21 protein-coding genes and 1 tRNA gene are annotated in these 24,015 nt (G+C 61.6%); 12 read left to right on the top strand and 10 right to left on the bottom strand.

All coding sequences use genetic code 11. The annotated features are described in order from the left end of the window. Positions 1 to 20: 20 nt before the first annotated feature. From ISG32_RS16355 to ISG32_RS16370, 4 genes are all read right to left on the bottom strand, one after another. Positions 21 to 3,203, bottom strand: a complete 3,183-nt coding sequence (locus ISG32_RS16355) for a tetrathionate reductase subunit A (protein WP_194772087.1) — start codon at positions 3,201 to 3,203, stop codon at positions 21 to 23. A 56-nt stretch (positions 3,204 to 3,259) separates the two neighbouring features. Next, positions 3,260 to 4,306 carry an NrfD/PsrC family molybdoenzyme membrane anchor subunit gene (gene nrfD, locus ISG32_RS16360; RefSeq protein WP_194772088.1) on the bottom strand — a complete coding sequence of 349 codons (1,047 nt, stop codon included), beginning with the start codon at positions 4,304 to 4,306 and terminating at the stop codon, positions 3,260 to 3,262. Positions 4,307 to 4,323: 17 nt separating this feature from the next. Further along, positions 4,324 to 5,109, bottom strand: coding sequence for a sulfate reduction electron transfer complex DsrMKJOP subunit DsrO (gene dsrO, locus ISG32_RS16365; protein ID WP_194772089.1), 786 nt, complete (start codon positions 5,107 to 5,109; stop codon positions 4,324 to 4,326). Positions 5,110 to 5,381: 272 nt separating this feature from the next. Continuing rightward, entirely contained in the window at positions 5,382 to 6,578 is a 1,197-nt protein-coding gene (locus ISG32_RS16370) for an amino acid aminotransferase (protein ID WP_194772090.1), read from the bottom strand. Positions 6,579 to 6,752: 174 nt separating this feature from the next. Between ISG32_RS16370 and uvrB the strand changes: the two genes are divergently transcribed. The 10 genes from uvrB (at position 6,753) to ISG32_RS16420 (ending at position 15,839) form a co-directional block, all read left to right on the top strand. Continuing rightward, complete coding sequence (gene uvrB / locus ISG32_RS16375; protein WP_194772091.1) at positions 6,753 to 8,834, top strand: excinuclease ABC subunit UvrB; 2,082 nt, start codon at positions 6,753 to 6,755, stop codon at positions 8,832 to 8,834. A 274-nt stretch (positions 8,835 to 9,108) separates the two neighbouring features. Then, entirely contained in the window at positions 9,109 to 9,645 is a 537-nt protein-coding gene (gene iscR, locus ISG32_RS16380) for a Fe-S cluster assembly transcriptional regulator IscR (RefSeq protein WP_166070135.1), read from the top strand. Positions 9,646 to 9,780: 135 nt separating this feature from the next. Next, positions 9,781 to 11,001 (top strand): IscS subfamily cysteine desulfurase, encoded by a 1,221-nt coding sequence (locus ISG32_RS16385; protein ID WP_194772092.1) that lies wholly within the window; start codon positions 9,781 to 9,783, stop codon positions 10,999 to 11,001. Positions 11,002 to 11,081: 80 nt separating this feature from the next. After that, complete coding sequence (gene iscU, locus ISG32_RS16390; protein WP_194772093.1) at positions 11,082 to 11,495, top strand: Fe-S cluster assembly scaffold IscU; 414 nt, start codon at positions 11,082 to 11,084, stop codon at positions 11,493 to 11,495. Between the two features lie 5 nt (positions 11,496 to 11,500). Further along, entirely contained in the window at positions 11,501 to 11,824 is a 324-nt protein-coding gene (gene iscA / locus ISG32_RS16395; protein ID WP_194772094.1) for an iron-sulfur cluster assembly protein IscA, read from the top strand. A 311-nt stretch (positions 11,825 to 12,135) separates the two neighbouring features. Continuing rightward, positions 12,136 to 12,654, top strand: a complete 519-nt coding sequence (hscB, locus tag ISG32_RS16400) for a Fe-S protein assembly co-chaperone HscB (protein WP_194772095.1) — start codon at positions 12,136 to 12,138, stop codon at positions 12,652 to 12,654. Between the two features lie 98 nt (positions 12,655 to 12,752). Then, a complete protein-coding gene (gene hscA, locus ISG32_RS16405; protein WP_194772096.1) occupies positions 12,753 to 14,633 on the top strand; it encodes a Fe-S protein assembly chaperone HscA in 1,881 nt (626 codons plus the stop codon). Positions 14,634 to 14,668: 35 nt separating this feature from the next. Further along, positions 14,669 to 15,007: an ISC system 2Fe-2S type ferredoxin gene (gene fdx / locus ISG32_RS16410; protein ID WP_194772097.1), complete on the top strand. Its 339-nt coding sequence runs from the start codon at positions 14,669 to 14,671 to the stop codon at positions 15,005 to 15,007. Continuing rightward, the gene (gene dnaQ, locus ISG32_RS16415) at positions 15,007 to 15,726 is read left to right on the top strand and encodes a DNA polymerase III subunit epsilon (RefSeq protein ID WP_194772098.1); all 720 of its coding nucleotides are present in this window, start codon (positions 15,007 to 15,009) and stop codon (positions 15,724 to 15,726) included. The genes fdx and dnaQ overlap by 1 nt, the downstream gene beginning before the upstream one ends. Positions 15,727 to 15,764: 38 nt before the next feature. After that, positions 15,765 to 15,839: transfer RNA gene (locus tag ISG32_RS16420), tRNA-Val, on the top strand. A gap of 277 nt (positions 15,840 to 16,116) precedes the next feature. Here ISG32_RS16420 and ISG32_RS16425 read toward each other — a convergent pair. The 5 genes from ISG32_RS16425 to ISG32_RS16445 form a co-directional block, all read right to left on the bottom strand. Further along, a complete protein-coding gene (locus ISG32_RS16425; protein ID WP_194772099.1) occupies positions 16,117 to 18,234 on the bottom strand; it encodes a TonB-dependent receptor family protein in 2,118 nt (705 codons plus the stop codon). Between the two features lie 70 nt (positions 18,235 to 18,304). After that, positions 18,305 to 18,745, bottom strand: coding sequence for a CopD family copper resistance protein (locus tag ISG32_RS16430; RefSeq protein ID WP_194772100.1), 441 nt, complete (start codon positions 18,743 to 18,745; stop codon positions 18,305 to 18,307). Then, positions 18,724 to 19,380 (bottom strand): ABC transporter ATP-binding protein, encoded by a 657-nt coding sequence (locus ISG32_RS16435; protein WP_194772101.1) that lies wholly within the window; start codon positions 19,378 to 19,380, stop codon positions 18,724 to 18,726. Before ISG32_RS16435 ends, ISG32_RS16430 begins: the two co-directional genes overlap by 22 nt. Further along, positions 19,373 to 20,152 carry an ABC transporter permease gene (locus ISG32_RS16440; protein WP_194772102.1) on the bottom strand — a complete coding sequence of 260 codons (780 nt, stop codon included), beginning with the start codon at positions 20,150 to 20,152 and terminating at the stop codon, positions 19,373 to 19,375. Before ISG32_RS16440 ends, ISG32_RS16435 begins: the two co-directional genes overlap by 8 nt. Beyond that, positions 20,149 to 21,210 (bottom strand): substrate-binding domain-containing protein, encoded by a 1,062-nt coding sequence (locus ISG32_RS16445; protein ID WP_228529874.1) that lies wholly within the window; start codon positions 21,208 to 21,210, stop codon positions 20,149 to 20,151. The genes ISG32_RS16440 and ISG32_RS16445 overlap by 4 nt, the downstream gene beginning before the upstream one ends. 35 nt (positions 21,211 to 21,245) lie before the next feature. Between ISG32_RS16445 and ISG32_RS16450 the strand changes: the two genes are divergently transcribed. Together ISG32_RS16450 and ISG32_RS16455 are read left to right on the top strand one after the other, a co-directional pair. Then, positions 21,246 to 21,959, top strand: coding sequence for a Crp/Fnr family transcriptional regulator (locus ISG32_RS16450; protein WP_194772103.1), 714 nt, complete (start codon positions 21,246 to 21,248; stop codon positions 21,957 to 21,959). 100 nt (positions 21,960 to 22,059) lie between these two features. Further along, complete coding sequence (locus ISG32_RS16455; protein WP_194772104.1) at positions 22,060 to 22,746, top strand: DUF1971 domain-containing protein; 687 nt, start codon at positions 22,060 to 22,062, stop codon at positions 22,744 to 22,746. A 266-nt stretch (positions 22,747 to 23,012) separates the two neighbouring features. Here ISG32_RS16455 and ISG32_RS16460 read toward each other — a convergent pair whose 3' ends face one another. Continuing rightward, positions 23,013 to 23,942, bottom strand: coding sequence for a LysR family transcriptional regulator (locus ISG32_RS16460; protein ID WP_228529875.1), 930 nt, complete (start codon positions 23,940 to 23,942; stop codon positions 23,013 to 23,015). Positions 23,943 to 24,015: the final 73 nt, after the last annotated feature.

Genomic DNA, 24,015 nt, shown 5'->3' on the forward strand with positions numbered 1-24,015 from the left:
CGACGGCGCCTGAAGTCGCTTCAGACGCGCCGCACCTTCACTGGCAGAGCCTGGCGCACGACCGCGCCCGATACCCAGTCGATCCACACGTTGTCGCGGGCCGGGCGGGTGGGGTCGCCAAAGCCCAGCTGGTTCAGGTTCACGCCGTTGCCATGCTGCGGATTGACCGCCATGGGCTTGCCGTCGATCTGCTGCGCGGCTGCGCCGAGCTGCTTGTGCCCGTAGCCGTACTCAATGGCGATCGCCCCGCGCATGATGCCGCCGCGCACCAGCGCCACGCCCCGCAGGCTGCCGCCGGGCGACGTCACTTCGATCGGGTCGCCGTTGGCAATGCCCAGTTCTTTCGCGTCGTCATGGTTCAGGGAGATCGGGTTGTGCGGATGCACCTGCCTCAGGCGCGAGGCCGCGATCGACATGGAACTCATCAGATTCGATTTGTAGGAGCTCATCGACAGCGGCCAGTCCTTTTCAGGAAAGTGCTCGCGCATGGCCGAGCCGTCCGCAAAGCGCGTGGGATACCACGTCGGGCATCCGCTATAGCGCTCGCCCGTCATGGAGTGACGCATCCTGGCCAGGCCCTCGTGCCAGAACTGCACGGGAAACTTGTGCTGGGTCTTGAGGTGATCGCCCCTCCACGCGTCGTCGACAGCGTCAAAGCGCCCGCCACGGCTCATCACCATGGCGACGCGGCGGACCTCCTCGGGCTTCACGCGCTTTTCCAGCTCGGCCATCCAGCGCTGGACGCCGGTGATGGCGATGTCGTCGTCCGAGGCCTCGGCAACGGGCTTGCCAGCCTGGTAGGCGATGTTGCACATGCCGCGCAGATAGAAGTCCTCGGCACTGTCAAGGTCGAGCGGCTCGCCTTCCTTGGTGGACATGCCGTTCTTGCCGAAGCCGGGCAGCTTGAGTTCCTTCGCGACGGCGAAGATGAAGCTCTCGAAGCTCACGGGGCGACCCTCCGCGGTGCGCGCGGTGGCCGGCTCCACGGTGGGCCAGCGCACGGTGCTGGACTTGGCGACCACGTCGGCCCAGGGCGCGCCGATGCCCCAGCTCTCGTAGGTCACCGTGTCGGGCACGATGTAGTCGGCCAACGCCGAGGTCTCGTTGATGAAGGGGTCGATGGAGACGAACAGAGGCAGCTTCTTCGGATCCTTCACGGCGTCCGCCAGCGTGTTCTCGAAGCCGCAGATCGCGTACATCGGGTTGCTCATGTGGTTGATCCACGCCTTGACCGGATAGGGGTAGCCCAACATTCCCGCGGCCAGCATTTCGCTGCTCATGCCTCCGGGGACGGGATACCACGGTGCCTTGGCGGGGTAGGGGTTCTGCCCCGCATCCTTCTTGCGCTTGAACTCGCTGGTTTTCTCGTACGGGAAACGGGTGCGCGAGAGCGCCACGCCCTTGGGCTTGACGGCGCCTTCGAACTGCGCAAAGTTGTAGCGTGGTCCGGGGCCGAACGGACCGAACGGGCCCGCATCCATGATCCAGCCGCCCTTGACGTTGAGGTTGCCGATCAGGTTGTTGAGCATGGCGATGGCGTAGGCGGTGTAGAAGCCCGAGCCGTTCATGGTGCCGCCATGCGAGTTGGCCACGGCCTGTTTGCCGTGACTGGTGAACTCGCGGGCCAGCGCCTCGATCTCGGCCACAGGGACGCCGCAGCGCTCGGAATATTCCGCGAGAGACTGACGGTGAGCCTCTTCGCGCAGCTTCCACAGCGCGGTGCACACGGGCAGCTCCGTCGGTGCGGGCGCGTCTTCGCGGGCGACCGGCGTGACGTGGGTTTGCGCAAACAGCTCGGCGGGCTGGTCGGTCGTGTGCGGCGCGAGGCTGCCGTTGGCGAGCCGCACCACATACACATCCTGCGCCGGGGTCTTCTCGTCGATGGGCGTGGGCATCGGCCAGCCCATGTCGGCACCGCGCAGGAATTGCCCGTGGCGTGGGTGCCCGGGATCGTTGATCAGCAGGTGGGTGGCGTTGCTCCAGGAGACCTCGCCCGCAGCGGCCATGGCGGCGGGGCCGGGCTGGGCGAGGAAGCGGGCGTCATAGCGTTCGTTGTCGATGATCCAGCGGATCATCGCCATGGCCAGCGCCAGATCGGTGCCGGGCTTGATCGGCAGCCAGCGGTTGTTGTCGCCCGCCGCGTGGCTGGACGACGTGGGCAGCAGCGGCGACACCACAACGTAGCGATAGGTGTTGTCGTCGCGCGAGCGGGCCTCGGCCAGTTCGCGTCCCTGACGCTGAAACGGGTTGCCCGACTGGGCGGGCGCGGTGCCGATGAAAAGACCGAAGCGCGAATGGCGCCAGTCGGGTTTGCCGTGCGGCATGCCTGCGATGTCGCCCAGTGCCGCGCCGGTGCCGACGCGGTAAGACTGGCCGCAGTACGCCCCGTGGTTGGCGACGTTGATCGTGCCGAACGACGGCCCGGCAAAGCGCTTGAGCAGCGGCGTGCGGCCTTCGTTGGAGGCGTCGGTCACCAGCAATTGGTTGGCCTTGGGGCCGTATTCGGGATTCTCGGGGTCGATCAGCGTGTCGAGATCGCGAATCACGCGCAGGCCATCGACATGGCCCTCGCCAAACAGGTCGCCGCCATTGCAGATTTCCTGGACGAGCTGCTCGAGGGAAATGCTTTTCCACTCGCCCGACCCGCGCGGCCCCACGCGCTTGAGCGGCGTGAGCACGCGGTGCGCGGCCGTCTGGTGTTCCAGCATGGCCGAGCCGCGCGCACACGAGGTGGCGCGACCTTCGAGCCCGTTGTCGCCGCCGAGCATGGCGTACACCTCGCGCACCGGGGTATCCATGGGCGCGGGGCGGGTCGTGGCGAGCGGGTGGTAGGGGTTGCCCGCGATGCGGATGATGCGGTTGGTCTTGTGATCCACACGCACGCGCACGCCGCACTGGGTCCAGCAACCCAGGCAACTGGACGGACTCACGGTCTGGCCGGGCTGGGTGTTGAGCAGGCCGGTGACGGGGTCGATGCGGAACTCGGGCACCAGCGAATTGCCGCGGGTGGCGCTGGCCGTGGGGGTGCCGGACGTTCCGGTCACCAAGCCCTTGGCACCCTTGGCGATGGTTTCGCCGTACCCGGCGGCGAAGGCGGCCATGCCACCGGCTGCGAGGCCGGAGCGCAGCAGGGTTCTGCGGCGGTTGTCGGGCGCGGGCTGGGCGCTGTTGTCGGGAGTGCGGGGCGATGTCTTGTCAGTCATGATGAAACTCTTGATCGGTTGGCTGTTGGCTGTTGGCTGTTGGCGGTGGCGGGGCCTCAGGCGCTGGCAGCGGGGAGCGCGTGCTGGTGGCGGCCTGGCCACAGTTCCAGGGCCCAGAGCACCAGCGTCGTCAGGGCAATGCACAGGCCAAACACGCCGAGCACGCCCATCAGGCCGTCGCCGCCCAGCGGCATGTGATAGACATAGAGACCCGCGCCGTACTTGGGAACGCCTTGCACGCCCATGAAAAGCGCCCAGCGGAACCCCCACGCTGCGGCGCACACCGCCACCCCCAGCGCCACGCTGAGTGCACGCGAGTGCAGCCACAACTGCGGTCTGAACCACAACAGCAGCACGAGCACGCCGAGCACCACGGACAGCCACAGGCTGATGCGCCAGACGGGGAACAGTTCGTACAGGTGCATGGCGTTCAGGAACGATGGCGTGCGCATGGTGATGCCCGAGCCCATCCAGATGCCGGCCACTGCCAGCAGCGCGAGACTCAGCGCGCCTCCCAGAAATCCCAGCCAGGCGCGCACTTTGGCGTGGCGGCCGGCGGGCACCCACAGGCTGAGGATCAGCATGGCGCCGACGGCGGCCAGCCACGCGGTCAGCGCGAGGTTGACCGGCACCCAGGGGTTGCTCCACAGCGGGCGGGCGCGCACCACGGCGATCTCGGCACCGGTGTAGGCCACGATGGTCAGCGCGGAGACGACGAGCGCTGCGGCGATCAGGCGCATCCAGCCGTGCTTGCCGAGCCACCAGGCGGCGCACAGCGCAACCGACAGGCCAACGAACAGCGGCAGCAGCAGCGCGCCGAGCGACATCCACGACCACGGGGTGAAGTGGGCGTAAAAGTGCCAGAAGCGGGCGGGTTGGTGCAGGTCGGCCAGCAGGGAGACGGGTGCGGCGACGGCCGTCACCGCCAGCAGCACGATGGCCAGCGGCAACGCCTTGGCCGGCGCGCTGTCGGCGGCCGCCCATGTGCCCCAGCTGGCCAGCAGCGCAGCGCCCGTGGCCATGCCGACGAGGAAGAAATACTGCACGGCCCAAGGCAGCCAGGCCGCTTCGTAGTGCGGTGTGAGCAGTTCGATGATTTGCATGGTGTGCTCCTTTGAGCTCAGTGCCCGGAGACCAGGCGCACGCTGGCCTGGCCGTCGACGCCATTGACGAACTCGTCCGGCAATCCGATGTAGAAGACGCGCGGGGAGGTCTTCATGTCGGGCTTGAGCACCTTGATTTCGTCCTTGCGCTCGTCCATGCGGCGATTGATTTCGCTGTCTGGGTCGTTGAGATCGCCGATCACGCGCGCACCGCCGACGCAGCTCTCGACGCAGGCGGGCAGCAGCCCGGCCTCAAGCCGGTGTTCGCAGAACGTGCACTTGTCGGCGGTCTGCGTGTCATGGTTGATGAAGCGTGCGTCGTAAGGGCAGGCCTGCACGCAGTAGCCACAGCCCACGCAACGCTCGTTGTCCACCAGCACGATGCCGTCTTCGCGCTGGAATGTGGCCTGTACCGGACAGACAGGCACACAGGGCGGGTTGTCGCAGTGATTGCACAGACGCGGCAGGCTCACCATCGCCGGTGCGCTGCCATCGGGCTTGTCGATTTCGTACTGCAGCACCGTGGTGCGGAACTGTCCGATCGGAGGCTGGTTTTCGACCGAGCAGCTCACGGTGCAGGCCTGACAACCAATGCACTTGCGCATGTCCACCAGCATGCCGAAGCGCTTGCCCTGCATGCCGGGACGTCGCGGTGGCTGGCCGGGATTCAGCGGGTTGGCCTGTGCCGTGGGCGTCGCTGCCGCGAGCCCGAAGGAAGTGGCAACCGCTATCAGTTCCTGCAAAAAACCGCGCTTGCTTTGCTGATCGCCTTGAGGCTTGAAAATTCCGTTGATATTTGCCATGCAGGCAATATAAATAGCATTTTCAAACGTCAAATAAAATGCGGATTATTTGAATTGATTCAAATCAAATCAACCATAACTCGTTGATTTTGGTTGTTTTTTATAAACTTTTTATTATTGTTATTCGGGATTAAGAGAGTATTAATACCCTGACTGAATCACTTTTCGCATTGGGTTTTTGTTGTGTCGATGCGGGGCTGGGAGCACGTCTGAAAACAAAAAAGCCGTCTCGAAAGAGACGGCTTTTTGTTGGTGACAACGAGTCGCGCGAATCAGATCACGGCGGCAATTGCCTTGCAGACATACTCGATGTTCTTGCTGTTCAGCGCGGCCACGCACATGCGGCCGGTGTCGGTGCCGTAGACGCCGAATTCGGAGCGCAGGCGCACCATCTGGTCCTTGGAAAGACCCGAGTACGAGAACATGCCGATCTGCGTGGTGATGAAGCTCATGTCCTGCTTCACGCCGGCGGCCTTGAGGCCGTCGACCAGCTTCTGGCGCATGGCCTTGATGCGCACGCGCATTTCGGCCAGTTCGCTTTCCCACTGGGCGCGCAGCTTGTCGTCGTTCAGCACGGCCGCCACCACGGCGCCGCCGTGGATGGGTGGGTTGGAGTAGTTCGTGCGGATGACGATCTTCAGTTGCGACAGCACGCGGGCGGCTTCGTCCTTGTCGGTGGCCACCACGGAGAGGGCACCCACGCGCTCGCCGTACAGGCTGAAGCTCTTGGAGAACGAGGTCGACACGAAGATGTTCAGGCCGGCGGCGATGAACTTGCCGATCACGGCGCCGTCTTCCTTCAGGCCGTGGCCGAAGCCCTGGTAGGCCATGTCGAGGAAGGCCACGAGGTTCTTGGCCTTCACGGCGGCGATCACCTGGTCCCATTGCTCGGCGGTGATGTCGTAGCCGGTCGGGTTGTGGCAGCAGGCGTGCAGCACGACGACGGTGCCGGCGGCAGCGGCGTTCAGGTCGGCCAGCATGCCTTCGAAGTTGACCTTGCGGTTGGCCGCGTCGTAGTACGCGTAGGTGCCGACTTCAAAACCCGCGTTGGTGAAGATGGCCTTGTGGTTTTCCCAGCTGGGGTCGGAGATCAGCACCTTGGCGCTGGGGTTGATCTTCTTGAGGAAGTCAGCGCCGAGCTTCAGGCCGCCCGTGCCGCCCACTGCCTGCACGGTGGCGACGCGGCCGGACTTGACGACGTCAGAGTCCGCGCCGAACACCAGCGCCTTGACGGCGTTGTCGTAGGCGGCGATGCCGTCGATGGGCAGGTAGCCACGTGCCGTTGGCTTGTCCATCATGGCTTTTTCAGCGGCCTGCACGCACTGGAGCAGGGGGAGCTTGCCGTTATCGTCGAAGTACACGCCCACGCCGAGATTCACCTTGTTGGGGTTGGAATCAGAGGCAAATTGTTCGTTCAGACCCAGAATGGGGTCGCGAGGGGCCATCTCGACGGCGGTGAAGAGAGACATGAAAAGTCCTTGAAGGGTGGAAATCTGGCGAGCTGCCCCCAACTAAACTAGCCTCGGCCGAAAGAAAGGATGAAATGTGGTTCGCAAACGAGCGCGAGCGAGCCATCCGATCCATTTGCCTTGAGGGGCAACCCTCGATTTTAACGGCGCAAGTCATAGTTGCGTTTACAAGTCATGCATGAAGTCATTACTGATGTGAAGGAAGGCGAGTTCGTCTCCTTCCCGGATTCGCCCTTCCAGCTGTTCCAGCCCTATCCTCCGGCGGGGGATCAGCCCGAGGCCATCGCCAAACTGGTCGAGGGGGTGAACGACGGCGAGTCGTTCCAGACGCTGCTTGGCGTGACGGGCTCGGGCAAGACCTTCACCATGGCCAACGTGATCGCGCGGCTGGGCCGCACCGCCATCGTGTTCGCGCCCAACAAGACGCTGGCCGCGCAGCTCTACAGCGAGTTCCGCGAGTTCTTCCCGAAGAACGCCGTGGAATACTTCGTGAGTTATTACGACTATTACCAGCCGGAAGCGTATGTGCCCCAGCGCGACCTGTTCATCGAGAAGGACAGCGCGATCAACGAGCACATCGAGCAGATGCGCCTGTCCTGCACCAAGAGCCTGCTGGAGCGGCGCGACGTGGTGATCGTCGCCACCGTGTCGGCGATCTACGGCATCGGCGAGCCTTCGAGCTACCACCGCATGGTGATGACGCTGCGCTCGGGCGACAAGCTGAGCCAGCGCGACGCGATCGCCCAGCTCATTCGCATGCAGTACCAGCGCAACGAGCAGGATTTCAGCCGCGGCAAGTTCCGGGTTCGGGGCGATACCATCGACGTGTTTCCAGCCGAGCATTCCGAGCTGGCGGTGCGCATCGAGCTGTTTGACGACGAGGTGGACAGCCTGCAGCTTTTCGATCCGCTCACCGGCCGCGTGGTTCAGAAGATTCCCCGCTTCACCGTCTATCCGAGCAGCCATTACGTGACGCCGCGCGACAAGGTGCTGGCGGCGGTCGAGACCATCAAGGAGGAACTGGACGAGCGCCTCAAGTTCTTCGTGAAGGAAGGCAAGCTGGTGGAGGCGCAGCGCCTTGAGCAGCGCACGCGCTTCGATCTCGAGATGCTCAGCGAAGTGGGTCACTGCAAGGGCATCGAGAACTACACCCGCCATCTCTCGGGCTCCCTGCCGGGCGACCCGCCCAGCACACTGACTGACTATCTTGCCAAGGACGCGATCATGTTCCTTGATGAGAGCCATCAGATGATCGGCCAGCTGAACGCGATGTACAACGGTGACCGCGCGCGCAAGACCACGCTGGTGGAATACGGCTTTCGCCTGCCGTCGGCGCTGGACAACCGACCGCTCAAGTTCGAGGAGTTCGAGCAGCGCATGCGGCAGGTGGTCTTTGTTTCCGCCACGCCGGCGGATTACGAGAAGACGCACGCAGGGCAGGTGGTTGAGCAATTGGTGCGCCCGACGGGTCTGGTCGATCCGATCGTGGAAGTGCGGCCGGCGACGCATCAGGTGGATGATGTGCTGCAGGAAATACGCATTCGAGTCGAAAAGAATCAACGCGTACTCATTACTACGCTCACCAAGCGCATGGCCGAGCAGCTCACCGAGTATCTTTCGGACAACGGCGTGAAGGTGCGCTATCTGCACTCCGACGTCGATACCGTCGAGCGCGTGGAAATCATCCGCGACCTGCGCCTGGGCGCGTTCGATGTGCTGGTCGGCATCAATTTGCTGCGCGAGGGGCTGGACATCCCCGAGGTCTCCCTGGTCGCGATTCTGGACGCAGATAAGGAAGGATTCCTACGCGCCGAACGCAGTTTGATCCAGACAATCGGCCGAGCGGCGCGCAATTCCGAGGGCATGGCGATTCTGTACGCTGACCGGATCACCGACTCCATGAAAAAAGCCATGGGGGAGACGGAACGTCGGCGCGCCAAGCAGATCGCATACAACGAGGCCCACGGAATCACGCCGCGCAGCATTGTCAAGCAGGTGAAAGACCTGATTGATGGTGTCTACAGCGAGAAGGCCGGTCAGGATTCGCAACGCATGCAGCAGCAGGCGGCGCGTGATCTGGAGCTGGAGGAGATGTCGGAGAAGGACATCGCACGCGAGATCAAGCGTCTGGAAAAGGCGATGATGGATCACGCGCGCAACTTGGAGTTCGAGCAGGCGGCTCGGGTGCGCGATCAGTTGGCGAAGCTCAAGGACCGCGTCTTCGGTGCGCATGGCGGCTCGGAGCGCCAAGCCTGACGCGGTTTGCGCGGGGCGTGTTCGGGGCGAAAGGAATTATTTAACCGCACTATCTCGACGATAGGATTTGTTACCCGACAAAAACAATAGGGATTGGTGATATACTTGGGCTAATTACTCAAGAAAACAACCCCACAATACTTAGGGCTCTGGCGGGCAAACCTTAGGGTTTTTGCGGCGCCGGAGAGCGGGCGGAGACGGGTGCCAGAGTGGCTGAAAGAGTCACTCGAGGTGTTTATCAAACGATCAAGCCTGAACCTACAAGGAGCTTGCGATGCGTCTCACAACCAAAGGCCGTTTTGCGGTCACTGCCATGATCGATCTGGCCCTGCGCCAGAACAATGGCCCTGTCACTCTGGCTGCCATCAGCCAGCGCCAGCAGATTTCCCTGTCGTACCTGGAGCAGCTGTTCGGCAAGCTGCGCCGTCACGAGCTGGTCGAGTCCACTCGTGGCCCCGGCGGCGGCTACACGCTGGCCCGCAAGGCGGGTGACATCACCGTGGCCGACATCATCGTCTCGGTGGACGAGCCTATTGACGCCACGCAATGCGGTGGCAAGGAAAACTGCCTGGGCGAAGCGGGTCGCTGCATGACGCACGAGCTGTGGGCCTCGCTGAACCAGCGCATGGTGGAGTTCCTGGACTCCGTCACGCTGCAGAAGCTGGTCGACGACCAACTCGCCAAGGGCGTGCAGATCGAAGACAAGCCGGTGGCTCGTCGCGCGATCTCGACGACTCCGGTGGTCAAGCCCATCCGCGTGAACGCACCGAACTCGGTGTTCGCACTGGGCAACGCCTTCGCCAAGTCCTGAGCGCGGGTGGCCGCGCCCGCTGCTTGATGCGCCAGTCCATCAGGCAACAGCGCAGCCACGGCCCAAGGACTGCTCTTTTTCAAAACCATTCTGACAACTGACATTCGCCAGCCAGATCGCTAAAGCGAGATAGCCATGGACATGACTCCCCATTTCCCCATTTACCTGGACTACGGCGCGACCACTCCGGTGGATCCCCGTGTCGTCGACGCGATGATCCCCTGGTTGCGCGAACACTTCGGCAACGCGGCATCGCGCAGTCATGCGTGGGGCTGGGAGGCTGAAGAAGCCATCGAGAAGTCGCGTGGCCATGTGGCCGACCTGATCGGTGCCGATCCGCGCGAAATCGTGTGGACCAGCGGCGCGACCGAGTCCATCAATCTGGCGCTGAAGGGCGCTGCCCAGTTCTACAAGGGCAAGGGCAAGCACCTCATCACGCTCAAGACCGAGCACAAGGCCGTGCTGGACACCATGCGCGAGCTGGAGCGCCAGGGCTTTGAAGTCACCTACATGGACGTCAAGGAAGACGGTCTGCTGGATCTGGAAGCCTTCAAGGCCGCGATTCGCCCCGACACCATTCTCGTGAGCGTGCTGTTCGTGAACAACGAAATCGGCGTGATCCAGGACATCCCGGCCATCGGTGCGATCTGCCGCGAAAAGGGCATCATCTTCCACGTCGACGCGGCGCAGGCCACCGGCCGTGTCGAGATCGACATGAGCAAGCTGCCCATCGACCTGATGAGCATGACCGCGCACAAGACCTACGGCCCCAAGGGCGTGGGCGCGCTGTACGTGCGCCGCAAGCCGCGCATCCGTCTGGAGGCGCAGATCCACGGTGGCGGTCACGAGCGTGGCATGCGTTCGGGCACGCTGCCCACGCACCAGATCGTCGGCATGGGTGAAGCCTTCCGCATCATCAAGCTCGAAATGAACGAGGTGAACGCCAAGGCCGCGGCGCTGCAGAAGCGCCTGATGGATGGCCTGAGCGACATCGAACAGGTGTTCATCAACGGCAGCGTGGAGCACCGCGTTCCTCAGAACGTGAACATGAGCTTCAACTTCGTCGAAGGCGAATCGCTGATCATGGGCATCAAGGGGCTGGCGGTGTCGTCAGGCTCCGCGTGCACCTCGGCCAGTCTCGAGCCCAGCTATGTGCTGCGCGCCCTTGGCCGCAGCGACGAACTGGCGCACAGCAGCCTGCGCATGACGATCGGCCGCTTCACGACGGAAGAGGAAATCGACTACGCGATCTCCACCATCCGCCACAACGTCGCCAAGCTGCGCGAGCTCAGCCCCTTGTGGGAAATGTACAAGGACGGTGTGGACCTGAGCACCATCCAGTGGGCTGCACACTGATTTCATTTTTTGAAGATTGATTGCTGCGCCCCCGCGAAGAGGCAAGCCCCACCGGCCGACGCAGAAAAAGGAGAAACACCATGGCTTATTCAGACAAAGTGATCGACCATTACGAGAATCCCCGCAACGTGGGCTCGTTCGACAAGGGTGATGACACGGTCGGCACCGGCATGGTCGGCGCACCTGCCTGCGGCGACGTGATGAAGCTGCAGATCAAGGTGAACCCCGAGACCGGCGTGATCGAAGATGCACGTTTCAAGACCTATGGCTGCGGCTCGGCGATCGCCTCGTCGTCGCTCGTGACCGAGTGGGTCAAGGGCAAGACGCTCGACGAAGCGGCGGCGCTCAAGAACAGCATCATCGCCGAAGAGCTGGCACTGCCTCCCGTGAAGATTCACTGCTCCATCCTGGCCGAAGACGCCATCAAGGCGGCCGTGAACGACTACAAGGCCAAGCGCGGCGAAACCGTGGTGGCCGACTCGACAGTGGCCTGATCAACATGGCAGTGACATTGACCGAAGCCGCCGCCCGGCATGTGAGTCGCTATCTTTCCCGTCGTGGAAAAGGCGTGGGCGTGCGTCTGGGTGTCAAGACGACTGGCTGTTCCGGTCTGGCCTACAAGCTGGAATACGTGGACGATCAGGCGCCTGAAGACATCGTGTTCGAGAACCATGGCGTGAAGCTGTTGATCGATCCCAAGAGTCTGGCCTATATCGACGGCACCGAGCTCGACTTCGTGCGCGAGGGCCTGAACGAGGGTTTCAAGTTCAACAATCCCAACGAGCGTGATCGCTGCGGTTGCGGAGAGAGCTTCCGCGTGTGAGCCCTCCAGGCTCGCCAAGCCAAAACCGCCACCGCGTCTCGTGCTGGCGGTTTTTTTCTGGTTTTCTTTTTTTAGGTTTTCTTTTGGTTTTTAACGCGTGACGAATGCGAGGCTTACTGGGGCGTTGGCAGTCTTCGTATTGAGATGACGATACAGGCCCTCATGCTTTGTTGCAAAGCCTCGCCGTACAGGCGTACTGTCTCCGGCTTTGCGTCGCGCCTGAGGGCCTGTCTCGTCATTGTGGGGGTGGTTCCGGGTGTGGCTGTCTCTGCGGGCGTCGCTGTTTGAAAACCGAATTCCAATTTTTCTTCATGAATCTTCAATCTGACGACTTTGAATTGTTTGGTATGCCGATGCAGTTCGCTCAGGATCGCGCGCAGCTTGATGCGCGTTGGAAAGACCTGCAGCGCGAGGCCCACCCTGACCGTTTTGCTGCGCAGGGCGGTGCCGCGCAGCGCGTGGCGATGCAGTGGTCGGTGCGCATCAACGAGGCCTATCAGCGCCTGAAGGACCCGCTCAAGCGGGCGACCTATCTGTGCGAACTCAATGGCGTTTCCATCGGAGCGGAAGACAATACGGCCATGCCGGCCGCGTTTCTCATGCAGCAGATGGAGTGGCGCGAAGCGCTTGACGACGCTACCGGCGAAGACGCGCTTGATGAACTGGACGACATGGTGCAGGCTGCGCGCAAGCAGGCGTTGGCCAAGCTGGCAAGCCTGATCGACGAGCACAAGGACTTTGCCAAGGCGGCGCAGGAGATCAGAGCCCTCATGTTCATTGCGCGTTTTGCACACGACGTTGATGCGAAACACGAGCAACTAGCACAATAGAGCGTGTGACGGTGGCGGCCCGCAGCGTGCGCAGGCCACCGGTGATGTCCTCGAGTGGCATCCGCTTTCCATCCCTTCAGAACACAAAGACAGATTCCATGGCGCTCCTGCAGATTTCCGAACCCGGTCAATCCCCTGACCCGCATCAACGACGCATCGCGGTGGGCATCGATCTGGGGACCACGCACTCGCTGGTGGCCGGCGTGCGCCACGGAGTGGCGGAGTGCCTTCCTGACGAGCAGAACCGGGTGTTGCTCCCATCCGTCGTGCGCTACATGGATGGCGGCGGCCGCCAGATCGGTTACGACGCCGTCGCCTCGCGCCTGCAGGACCCCGTGAACACGATTGCCTCGGTCAAGCGTTTCATGGGGCGCGGCTTGGCCGACATCGCCGACCGCGCTTCGCTGCCATACGATCTGCGCACGCAGGGCGCCGACCAGCAGGCCCAGCAAGGCATGGTGGCGATCCACACCGCAGGCGGCGTGAAGTCGCCCGTCGAGGTGAGCGCCGAGATCCTGGCGACGCTGCGCTTTCGCGCCGAAGACAGCTTCAACGACGACATCTACGGCGCGGTCATCACCGTGCCCGCATATTTCGACGACGCGCAACGTCAGGCCACCAAGGACGCGGCCAAGCTCGCGGGCCTGAACCTGCTGCGCCTCATCAACGAGCCCACGGCGGCGGCGATCGCCTACGGCCTCGACAACTCTGCCGAAGGCCTGTACGCCGTGTATGACCTCGGCGGCGGCACGTTTGACATCTCCATTCTGCGTCTCACGCAGGGCGTGTTCGAAGTCATCGCGACGGGGGGCGATTCGGCGCTCGGCGGAGATGACTACGACACCGCGCTGGCCGACTGGGTGCTCGCGCAGCACGGCCTCACGGCCCGCACGCCCGAAGAGAAAACGGCCGTGCGTATCGCCGCACGTGCCTGCAAGGAAGCGCTGACCGATGCGGACAGCGCGCAGTTCACCGCCACGTTGGCTGACAAGGCGCTCGATCACGCGGTGACCCGCGCCGACTTCGATGCCGCGACGGCGGAGCTCACCAAACGCACCCTGAGTGCCGTGCGCCGCACGCTGCGCGATGCCCAGCTTGCACGCGAAGAAGTGCAGGGCGTGGTCATGGTGGGCGGCTCCACTCGCATGCCGCAGGTGCGTGCGGCCGTGGCCGATTTCTTCGGCACCACGCCGCTGACCAATCTGAATCCCGACGAAGTCGTGGCGCTTGGCGCTTCCATTCAAGCCAATCAGCTCGCTGGCAACAACTCCGCCGGTGATCTGCTCCTGCTGGACGTGATTCCGCTTTCGCTCGGCATCGAGACCATGGGCGGTCTGGTCGAACGCATCGTCGGTCGCAACGAAACCATTCCCACTGCCAAGGCCCAGGACTTCACCACCTACAAGGATGGTCAGACCGCGATGGCCATTCACGTGGTGCAGGGCGAACGCGACCTCGTGGCCGACTGCCGCAGCCTTGCGCGTTTCGAACTGCGCGGCATTCCGCCGATGGCTGCTGGCGCCGCGCGCATCCGCGTGACGTTCACTGTCGATGCCGATGGACTCCTCAGCGTGAGTGCCAAGGAGCAGGGCAGTGGTGTCGAGGCCAAGGTCGACGTCAAGCCGTCATACGGCCTCTCAGACGACCAGATCGCGAAGATGCTCGAAGACGGCTTCGCTACCGCGCAGCAGGACATGCACCAGCGCGCCGTCGTCGAAGCCCGCGTGGACGCCGAGCGTCTGCTCATGGCCACGCAGAGCGCGCTTGACATCGACGGCGACGTGCTGGGCGAAAAAGAGCGCGCCGACATCGATGCGCTCATGCAGGCGCTGCGCCAACTGCATTCGAACAGTGACGACGCCGCCGCGCTCGAAGCTGGTACGCAGGCCCTCGCCAAAGGCACGGAGCACTTCGCGGCGGAGCGCATGAATCGCGGCATCCGCGACGCGCTGGCAGGCAAGAACATCCAGGCGCTGTAACCCGCAGCCCGAGAAAGAACACAAAGCGAACCCACATGCCCGTCATCAAAATTCTTCCGCATCCCGAGTACTGCCCGCAGGGCGCCGAAATCACCGCGCCCGCAGGCACTTCCATCTGCGAAGCGCTGCTCGACAACAAGATCAACATCGAGCATGCCTGCGACATGAGCTGCGCCTGCACGACCTGCCACGTCATCGTGCGCCAGGGTCTCAACTCGCTCAACGAAGCCGAGGAAGAGGAAGAGGATCTGCTCGATCGGGCCTGGGGACTTGAGCCACAATCGCGACTGTCCTGTCAGGCCATTCTGGCCAAGGAAGACGTCACGGTGGAGATTCCCAAGTACTCCATCAACCACGCCAAGGAGAACCACTGATGTCACGCCAGATCGTGCTGGATACTGAAACCACGGGCCTTTCCGCTGAAACGGGTGACCGCATCATCGAACTGGGCTGCGTGGAGCTCGTGAACCGAAAGCTCACGGGCAAGAACCTGCACATCTACTTCAACCCCGAACGCGACAGCCATGAAGACGCGCTTCGGGTGCACGGCATCAGCAACGAGTTCCTGAAAGACAAGCCCAAGTTCGCCGAACTCGCCGAGGAAATCGTCGAGTACCTGCAAGGGGCGGAACTCATCATCCACAACGCGGCCTTCGACATCGGCTTTCTGAACAAGGAATTCCAGCTCTGCGGCCGCAAGCCGGTCAAGACCTACGTCGAGAACGTGATCGACACCCTGGCCATGGCCAAGGAGATGTTCCCCGGCAAGCGCAACTCGCTGGATGCGCTCTGCGATCGCCTTGAAGTCGACAACTCGGGCCGCACGCTGCACGGCGCCTTGCTCGACGCCGAGCTGCTCGCCGACGTCTACATCAACATGACCCGAGGCCAGGAGGCCTTGCTGATTTCGGATGACGATTCGAAGGACAAGAACGCCAGCACCGTACGCGTGGCCGCCATCGATTTCAGCAGCCTGAAACTGCAGGTCATCCCGGCCAGCGACGAAGAGATCGCGGCGCATCTTGACGTACTCAAGCAGATCGACAAGTCGAGCGGCGGAAAAACAATCTGGCAAACAACCCAGGCTGACTGAATTTCCGTGCCATAATAGAGATCTTGTCGCAAGACGACGGGCGATTAGCTCAGCGGTAGAGCACTGCCTTCACACGGCAGGGGTCACATGTTCGATCCATGTATCGCCCACCAAATACGAAACCCTCTTAAATCATTGATTTAAGAGGGTTTTTTGTTTTTGGTGATTCGCCCGGTTCATCCCGTTGGAGCATGTTTGGCACGTCATTTTGTGACCCGGTTCCAATTTTGCGCCAATGAACTCCGCAACGTGCCGCAGGCACAAGGCAAGGCCGAAGCCGAGGCTTGGTCTGTGGCGCGAGAGGCAGAAATGCACAAACGCCAATTGCAAACGCAAACTGCACCTGCCCAGGAGGTCGAGGTGGTGCACCTCCGCCGGGCAGTCCAGACTTCAGAACCGGTAGCTCAACCCCGCATGGATGCTGCGTCCATTGCCCGACAGAAAGGTTGGCATGGCCGACGTGCCTGTGCTGCGGATCACGAAGGCGCTCGCATAGGTACGGTCCGTGAGGTTGTCCACGGACAGATATGCGTGCCAGTTTCTGTGCGGTTGGTATGTCACACGCAGACCGAGCAGGGCGTAGCTGTCCTGTTCTGTGCCGGCGACGTTGGCGTGGTTGGTTTGGGTTTTGGTAGGTTGCCAACGCAGTGTGGGGCCTGCGCTCCAAGCACCATGGTGGTAGCTGATTTCGGCTCCAAGGAGGTGTTTGGGAACACCTGCAATAGTGTTGCCAGAGAACTCGCCATTGCGGAAGCGGAAGTCGTTGAAGGTGTATGCGCCCTGATAGCGGATGGTGCCGTTGCCGACGGCCCATTGGCCTTTTAGACCGGCTTCGATGCCTTGATGGACGGTGCGGCCGTTGTAGTTGAAGGTGCCTGCCGATGTGCCATTGGCGTTGGTGACGGCCATGAGTTCGTCGTCCACGTGGCTGCGGTATGCGCTTATTGACCACTCGCCTGCGTTGCGTCCCTTGCCGAACCGACTGCGTGTGCCCGCCTCCAGTGTCCAGGCACGCTGCAGCTTCAAGCGATTCATGCTGGTGCTGAAAGTGGCGGTGTTCATGGGGTTGCTGACGTCGCCGGAAATGATCTCCCAGTATGTTGGCGCCTCGCTGCTGCGGCTCAAATTGGCGAACACCTGCGTGGCGTCGCTGGCTTGCCAGATGGCACCAACGCGTGGCGTAGCGGAATTCCATTGCTGGTTGAGCTGGGTGCCGGTAGTCTGCTGTGAGGCATCTCGAATGGCTTGCACATAGCGCAGGTCGCCAATGAGCTTCCAGTCGGGCGCAATGTTCCAGCTCACCCCGGCGTTGGCGCTTCGGTTCTCGGCTTGCAGCTTGTACTGGGCGGGAGCGGGCAGGCGTTCGCCGGTGGTGCCGTTGACGACACGCAGATCACGATCCATGTCCGTGCGGGCCCAGTGCAGGCCGAAGTGGTATTCCAGATTGCCGCTGCGTCCGTGGCTTGTCCATTGCGCGCCGAAGGTATGACCGTCGGTGGGGCTGGAGATCGTCGGCGATGTGAAGGTGTCATCCACGGATTGCCAGTACACACCGAAGCTGTGGCGCAGCGCATCCGTGCCCCACGTGGTGCGGTTGGCCAGCCGCAGTTGCTGGGTTTGCCGGTTGGGGTCACGGATGTAGATGTTGTTGGATTTGTCGGCTGGCTCGTTGTAGTCGCCCAGCACGCTTCTCGGATCGCTGCGCAGCCGCGATCCCGGAATGACGTTGGGGATCTCGAACTCCAGATCGGTGTACGAGAGGTAGGTGCGATTCTCCAGACTACCCGAGCGCCAGCCCGCATTGGCATGCAGGCTGCTGCGCTTGGAAGCGGAATGGTGACGATAGCCATCGGCCTCGTCATGACTTGCGAAGACATGGGCATCCCAGTCCTCTGCCTGCCCGCCAACGGACGCGGAGAGGCTCTTGCGTCCAAAGCTGCCGATGCTGGCGTCGACGCGATTGAGTTGCGCGCCGGTGATCGACTGGAAGTCGAGCTCGCCGCCCAGTGTGTTGGCAGAAGCGTGCTCGGCATTGGCGCCACGACGCACGGCAATCAGCCCCGCATTGCGCGGCTCCAGCAGGCCCATGACGAAGGAGCCATCGGCCTCGTTCAGCGGCATTCCATCCTGCAGCAACAGCACGCCGCGGTTGACGGGGTTGCTTTGAATACCTGAGCCGCGAATGTTCAGACGCGGCTGATCGATACCGCCGAAGAATTCCTGAACCACGATGCCGGGCTGGTTGGCCAGGGCGTCGTTGAGGGTTTGAAGACGTACGCGTTCCTGTGGTGCGACGAGATTGACACCGCCGGGCACATTGTTTAGCCGTGTTCTTTCCTTGGCGAGGCGAGCCTCCAGATCGGGACTTTCACTGCTGGAGTCAACCACGCTGACCTCGGGCAGTGAGGGCGTGACTTGGCTTTGCGCGTGGGCGGGGCCGAAGCAGCTCAGCAGCAAAAGAAATAGGGGTGTGTGCCGCAGCGTGGGCGCAGGAGTGCTGTTAGTCATGGCGAAGATGAAGGAGGTGGAAAACGGAGCCGAGGGCGGGAAAATAAGAGCGAGCCAGTTGCGCATGGATTCAGTGAACGTAGAACATCCACTTGGCCAGCAGCACGATGAAGACCATGTGCGTGAACACACTCAGGTGAATTCGCTTGAAATATTTGCCTTGCAGCTTTCCGCGACGTCGCAGACTCATGGCGGTGAAGAAGTGGCACAGAACGCTGAAGGCCAGTGCAATCTTGATCCAGAGCATCAGACCGAAGGTGCTGGCCAACGGTGCAGCGAGCAGCGGGCGGTATTGATACAGCGCCATGCTGATGCCCGCGCCGAACAGCGCGATTAGCACCCACGGCATGATTTTTCGGGCGCGTGCGGAAATCGCGCCCTCGAGTTGTTGCATGACGTCGCGTGGCAACTGCTTGCGTATCGCCTCCAGCATTAATACTTCAAAGGCGACGACGCCGATGAAGAACAGCGCGGCAAACAGATGGATAGTTAGCAGGATGGGGTAATGCATGGTGTACTCGTTGAAAAATCCGAAACGTGGTGCAGTTGCATGGATCGCACTTCCAGGCAGTGATCGACCATGGAGGCAAGTTCCTGCGGGTGATGACTCACGCAAAGCATGCTGGCGCCAGTGTCTGAAATACGCTGGCGACAAAGCTCGGCCATGTCTTGGCGTAGCGTTGGGTCGAGCGCGCTGAAAGGTTCATCGAGCAGCAGCAGATCCGGTTGCATTGCGAGTGCGCGCGCCAGAGACACGCGCTGGGCCATGCCTCCCGAAAGCTCACGTGGCCAAGCCTTTGCGACTGAGCCGTCCAGCTTCACGCATTGCAGCCAATGGGTGGCGCGTGTCTCTGCTTGTGTGAAAGGAATGCCTGCCGCAATCAATGGCAGCGTAAGGTTGTCTTGCACGCTGCGCCAAGGAAGCAGGCGCGGCTCCTGAAACAGCATCACCGTGCGCGAAAAGCGGTTGCGAACCGAGCCGTTGTTCGGCTCCTGCAGTCCACAAACGATGCGCAGCAACGAGCTTTTTCCGCAGCCGCTGGGGCCGAGCAATCCGACGCTTTCGCCGCTGCGAAGGGTCATGCTCAGATCGCGCAGCACCGTCTGTTGACCATAGCGCAGCGTTACGTTGGCAAGTTCAAGCATTGCGCACCTCCTGCCAACGGCCGAGGCGGCGCTGCAGTGGCTGGATCAATGCGAGTTCCAACACTCCGACAAAGCTGACGATGAGAACTACCCAAGCGTAGAGTTCGGCGCTGTCGAAGGTGGCACGGGCATTGGCGAGCGCGTGACCAACGCCACTGTCCGCACCCAGCACCTCAGCCATCACCACCAGCCGCACGCCGGCATTCACGGCGATCAGCAACGCTGCGCTCAGTGGTGCGGTGAGCGCCGGAATGTAGAGATGCTCCAATCGCAGCCGCCAGCCAAAGCGGTAGACATGCGTCATCTCCAGCAATTGCCGATCCACTTGCTGCATGCCTTTGACCGTGTTCACGTAGAGGCCCGGTGCGGTCATGAGGGCCGTGAGAAAGATGACCATTGACGAGCCAAGGCCAAACCAGAGCATGGCCAGCAGCACCACGACCACGGCGGGAATCGACATCAGCAGCCAGCGCAATGGTTCCAGCAAGCCGCGCAACTGTGCACGCGCCGCTGCCATCAAACCTAGCGCAAACCCACACAGACAGCCGGTGCCAATACCGATGGCTGCACGAACCAGTGAAGTCAGAGCCGCAGGCAGGAACCGTTCGCTGCTGACTAGCGGACCAATCGCTTGTAGCGTTTGCAGGGGCGTGGCCATGAGCAGCGGCCCCAAACGCTCGGCAGTGAACTGCCATGCGATCACGACGCCGAGCAGACCTGCAGCCACCCACACGCGTGATGTTCGCGTGGCTGATGAGGCGGGAATGTTCATGGTCCGTAGAACTTCTCTGGCGGCAACTGGTTGCCAATCACCTTGGGGTGCTTTTGCTGAATCAGCCGGTACAGCGCCTCGATTTCCGATTTGGCGTTTTGGGCTGTGCGGCTCTCCAGATGCGTTATCTCGATGGCGTTGCGCAACACCGCTACCGGGATGTGCGGCAAATGGCGATTCGCGATTTCCGCGCAGCCGAGAGCGTTTGCTTTGCACCAGCGCGCGGAGTTGGCATAGGCCTCATCTACGGCGCGGGTCAGGGCGGCATCAAGGGCTGCATCGCCATTGGCCATCAAGCCAGCCTGGGGCAGGGTGGGCTGCTTGGGATATTGCTGGGCCCAAGCTTCTTCGAGGCTTTGCACACGATACAACTTGGGCGATTTTCCGTTGGCCGTCTGGCTCTCGCTGCGCCACAGAAGCATGCTGCCGAGTGGCTCTGCCAAAGCCACGTGCTGCCCCTTGCCAGACAGCATGAGCGCAATCGCATCCTGGCCGCTGCGGGTGCGGCGCAGTTGTACCGATTCGCCTTCCTGTCTTGCTGTCTGCTGGCTGGTCAGCAAGGTGTCGATGAGCACGTCGCCCAGATCATGCTGAAACGGCGAGAGTAGCTCCTGCGTCGCGAGGTCCTGAAAGCCCTTGACCTTCGGGTCGGTGCTGATCAGCCAGATCAATCCCCACACAGACACATTGAGCAGACGCACCGACTGGCCTCGATTGGCAAGAAGCGCGGGAAGTGTCGTCGGGCTTGCGCTGAAATCCAGTTGCTTGTGCGCGAGCAGCGAATTCAGTTGGTCATGCGTGTCCCACAGCCGGAACTCCACGGTTTTGGCATGCGCCTTGAGCGCCTGTGTGTGCACCATGTGCATCAGCGGATAGCTGACCACTGCGCCCGGACCTCCCAGCACAAGCTTATCGCGCTGTTCGGCTTGGGCGCCGACGGCGATACACCCGAGCATCACGGCGAACGAGAGCAGGCGCGCGCAACGAAATGAAAACAGACCTCCAGAAGCAGCGATTTGTCTGCCTTGGGTAGGTTTGTATTTGAGAATTGTTATCATTCACATATGATTGCCGCACCAATCCGTTTAATCCAATGACAAAAGTCAATTCGTTAAATTGGCCAGAAATTGCCACGCAGCAATTGGGAACGCTGCCGCTGTTTGCGGACGTGAATACGGAGCAGTTGCGTCAGTTGGCCCAGAACGTCATCTCGATCGAGTTGGACGTGGATGAATTTCTCTTTCATGAAGGTGCCGAGGCCGAGTGGTATTACCTCGTGGTGAAGGGCTCGGTGGAAGTCTTGCGTTACGGGCTGGATGGAGAGGAGCGTGTCTTCAATGCATTCGGAGTGGGGCGTTTGGTGGCAATTGCCGCCATGTTCATGCAGCACGGCAGGTATCCAATGCACGCCCGTGCGAGCGGCGAGGCCGTGTGCCTGCGTCTGGCGCGCAAGCCTCTCAACGAACTCTGCCTTCAGGCCCCGCAGGTGGCACTCAAGCTGCTCAACCTATTGAGCTCGACGGTCTACCAGCATGTCAACGAAGTGGAGTGGCTCACGGCAAGCTCCGCGCCGCAACGGCTGGCGCTCTATCTGCTGCGTTTGAGCGAGGAGCAGGGCGATGATGTGACGCTCCCGCTGAGCCAGAGACAGCTGGCATCGCGTCTGGGCGTGCGGGCAGAAACCTTGAGTCGCCTGTTCGCTCACTGGCAGACGTGCGGCTATGTGACAGGACGTGGGCGCGAATGGGGTTTGCGCGATCGGCCTTTTTTGCGTCAACTAACTCATGGCGCTGCACGCGCGTTTTAGTCCCGCTGCAGACACCCTGCGAGCAGCCTTTCCATCTTGACATTTGTCATTGGCCCGCGAGCCGCCACTCACCAAGAATGCGTGCATCCGAAAGACACGCATGCAACAAACGACACCCGCCGATCCGGCCATCACGGTAGAGCACATCCACCAACTGGTTCATCAGTTCTACGCCCGGGTTCGCAGGGACCCCATGCTTGCACCGGTCTTCAACGGGCATATCCACGACTGGGATGCGCACTTGCAAAAACTCGTGGATTTCTGGGCGTGGCTGGTGCTGCGCCAAAACGATTTCACGGGCGAACCCATGCCCAAACATGCCCGTCTGCCGGGACTGACATGGCGGCATTTCGAGCAGTGGCTGAAGCTGTTTGAAGAGACTACGTCCGAGCTGGATCTACAAGCGCTCAAGGCCGTGGTCGATCCCATGGCTCAACGCATTGCCGTGCGGCTGTGGGAGCACTATCGGAGTCAGGAGCGTCCTGACACCCAAATCTGGCAGACTGACATTCCTCCAGATCTGGCCGTGTACAAAAGCTCGCCCGTGTTCACGCACGACAAGCTTCCTGCTGCCCTGCGCAACACCCACAGCACCAAGTCAGGAGTCTGGGGAGTGGTGCGTATGCTGAGTGGCAGTCTGGTCTTCACACTGGACGAGGACCCTCCGCGCACGATTCTTCTGGAGGCAGGTATGCAATTGCTGGTTCAGCCACAGACTCCGCACCACGTCGAATTCGTATCGGAGGGTTCCTTTCAAATTGACTTCTGCTCACGCGATCCAGAGTAGGGAAAGCCGTTAAGTGGGTGTGCGGCAACCTGACGCTATGAGATTTCAGGGGCGAGATTGCAGCGAACGTTAGAAAGTCAACTTCAGGCTGCTTGCTGGACTCCAACGTTGGACAGCTCAATGACGGCTGAAATCTATAGCGGTCGCTCATCAGAATCACGCTGAATGCCGACGTTCACGAAGGAGCGTTGACCCGTGCAGCCGACTGAGGCCCGCTTTGGTCGATTCCGAAATGGAGCTGCCGACTCGAAGCAGGCCTTCTGCCCTCAGCGATCAACGCCCATGGCATTCCTATGCCATAGAGGATGGGTGTCAAACATCTCCGATACCCACTTGGCGAATGCTTGGACACGTTTGGAAAGCTGGTGCGTTGGCGGATAGACAAGGGACAGCGGCATGCTGTCCAGCTCCCAGTCAGGGAGAAGCTCAATCAGTGCGCCGGTCTGCAAAAGGTGTTCCACCTCGGCTCGCGGCACGGCTGCTATTCCCAAACCTGCCACGGTTGCTGCGGTTATCGCACTGGCATTGTTGAAAACCAGGTGAGGTGTTTGGGATAGGGGGTAGCTTTCATCTGCATGCCTCAGTCGGGGCATATACCGTTTGCCTGTTCCGGGAAACTTGAATCTCAGATGTTGATGCCGGACCAGATCCGTTGGCTGAGTGATCGGTGGTCGCGATTGCAGGTAGTTGGCCGAAGCGCACAAGCAAAACCGCATCAGTCCCAATGGATGTGCAATAAGCTCTTGGTCGGCGATCTCGCCACCGCGGATGGCGCAGTCCACTCCTTCTTGCATCAGGCCCACGGTGCGCTCGCTGCAACCGACTTCAAGACTGATTTCTGGGTATCGTCTTCCGAAGTCCTGCAACTCCGGAATGATCAGATAGATGGCCACCGCCGTTGGCATCTCCACCACGACCCTGCCTCTGGCTACGCCCCGGCTCATCGAAACCGAGCTTTCGAGATCATCAATGTCCTCGATGACTTTGCGAGCCCTCTGGTAGTAGGCTGCTCCCTCATTGGTGGGGTAGACCTTGCGGGTGCTTCGGTGCAGCAGTTTCACCTCCAGCACGCGCTCCAGAGCCTGTATTTGCCCGGAAATCGTGGTGCTGGCAAGGTTCAACGATTCCGCCGCGCCACTGAAGCTGCCCAGCTCCACGATGCGGCAAAAGGCGCGCATTGCCTCGATACGATCCATCGCCATCATTATCCGAAAAGTCGTTTAATGGGTGCGAATCTAGCACCTTTATCCGAGTCATATTATTCAATAC

It is taken from the genome of Diaphorobacter caeni (assembly GCF_015354245.1).
Lineage (GTDB): Bacteria > Pseudomonadota > Gammaproteobacteria > Burkholderiales > Burkholderiaceae_C > Diaphorobacter_A > Diaphorobacter_A caeni.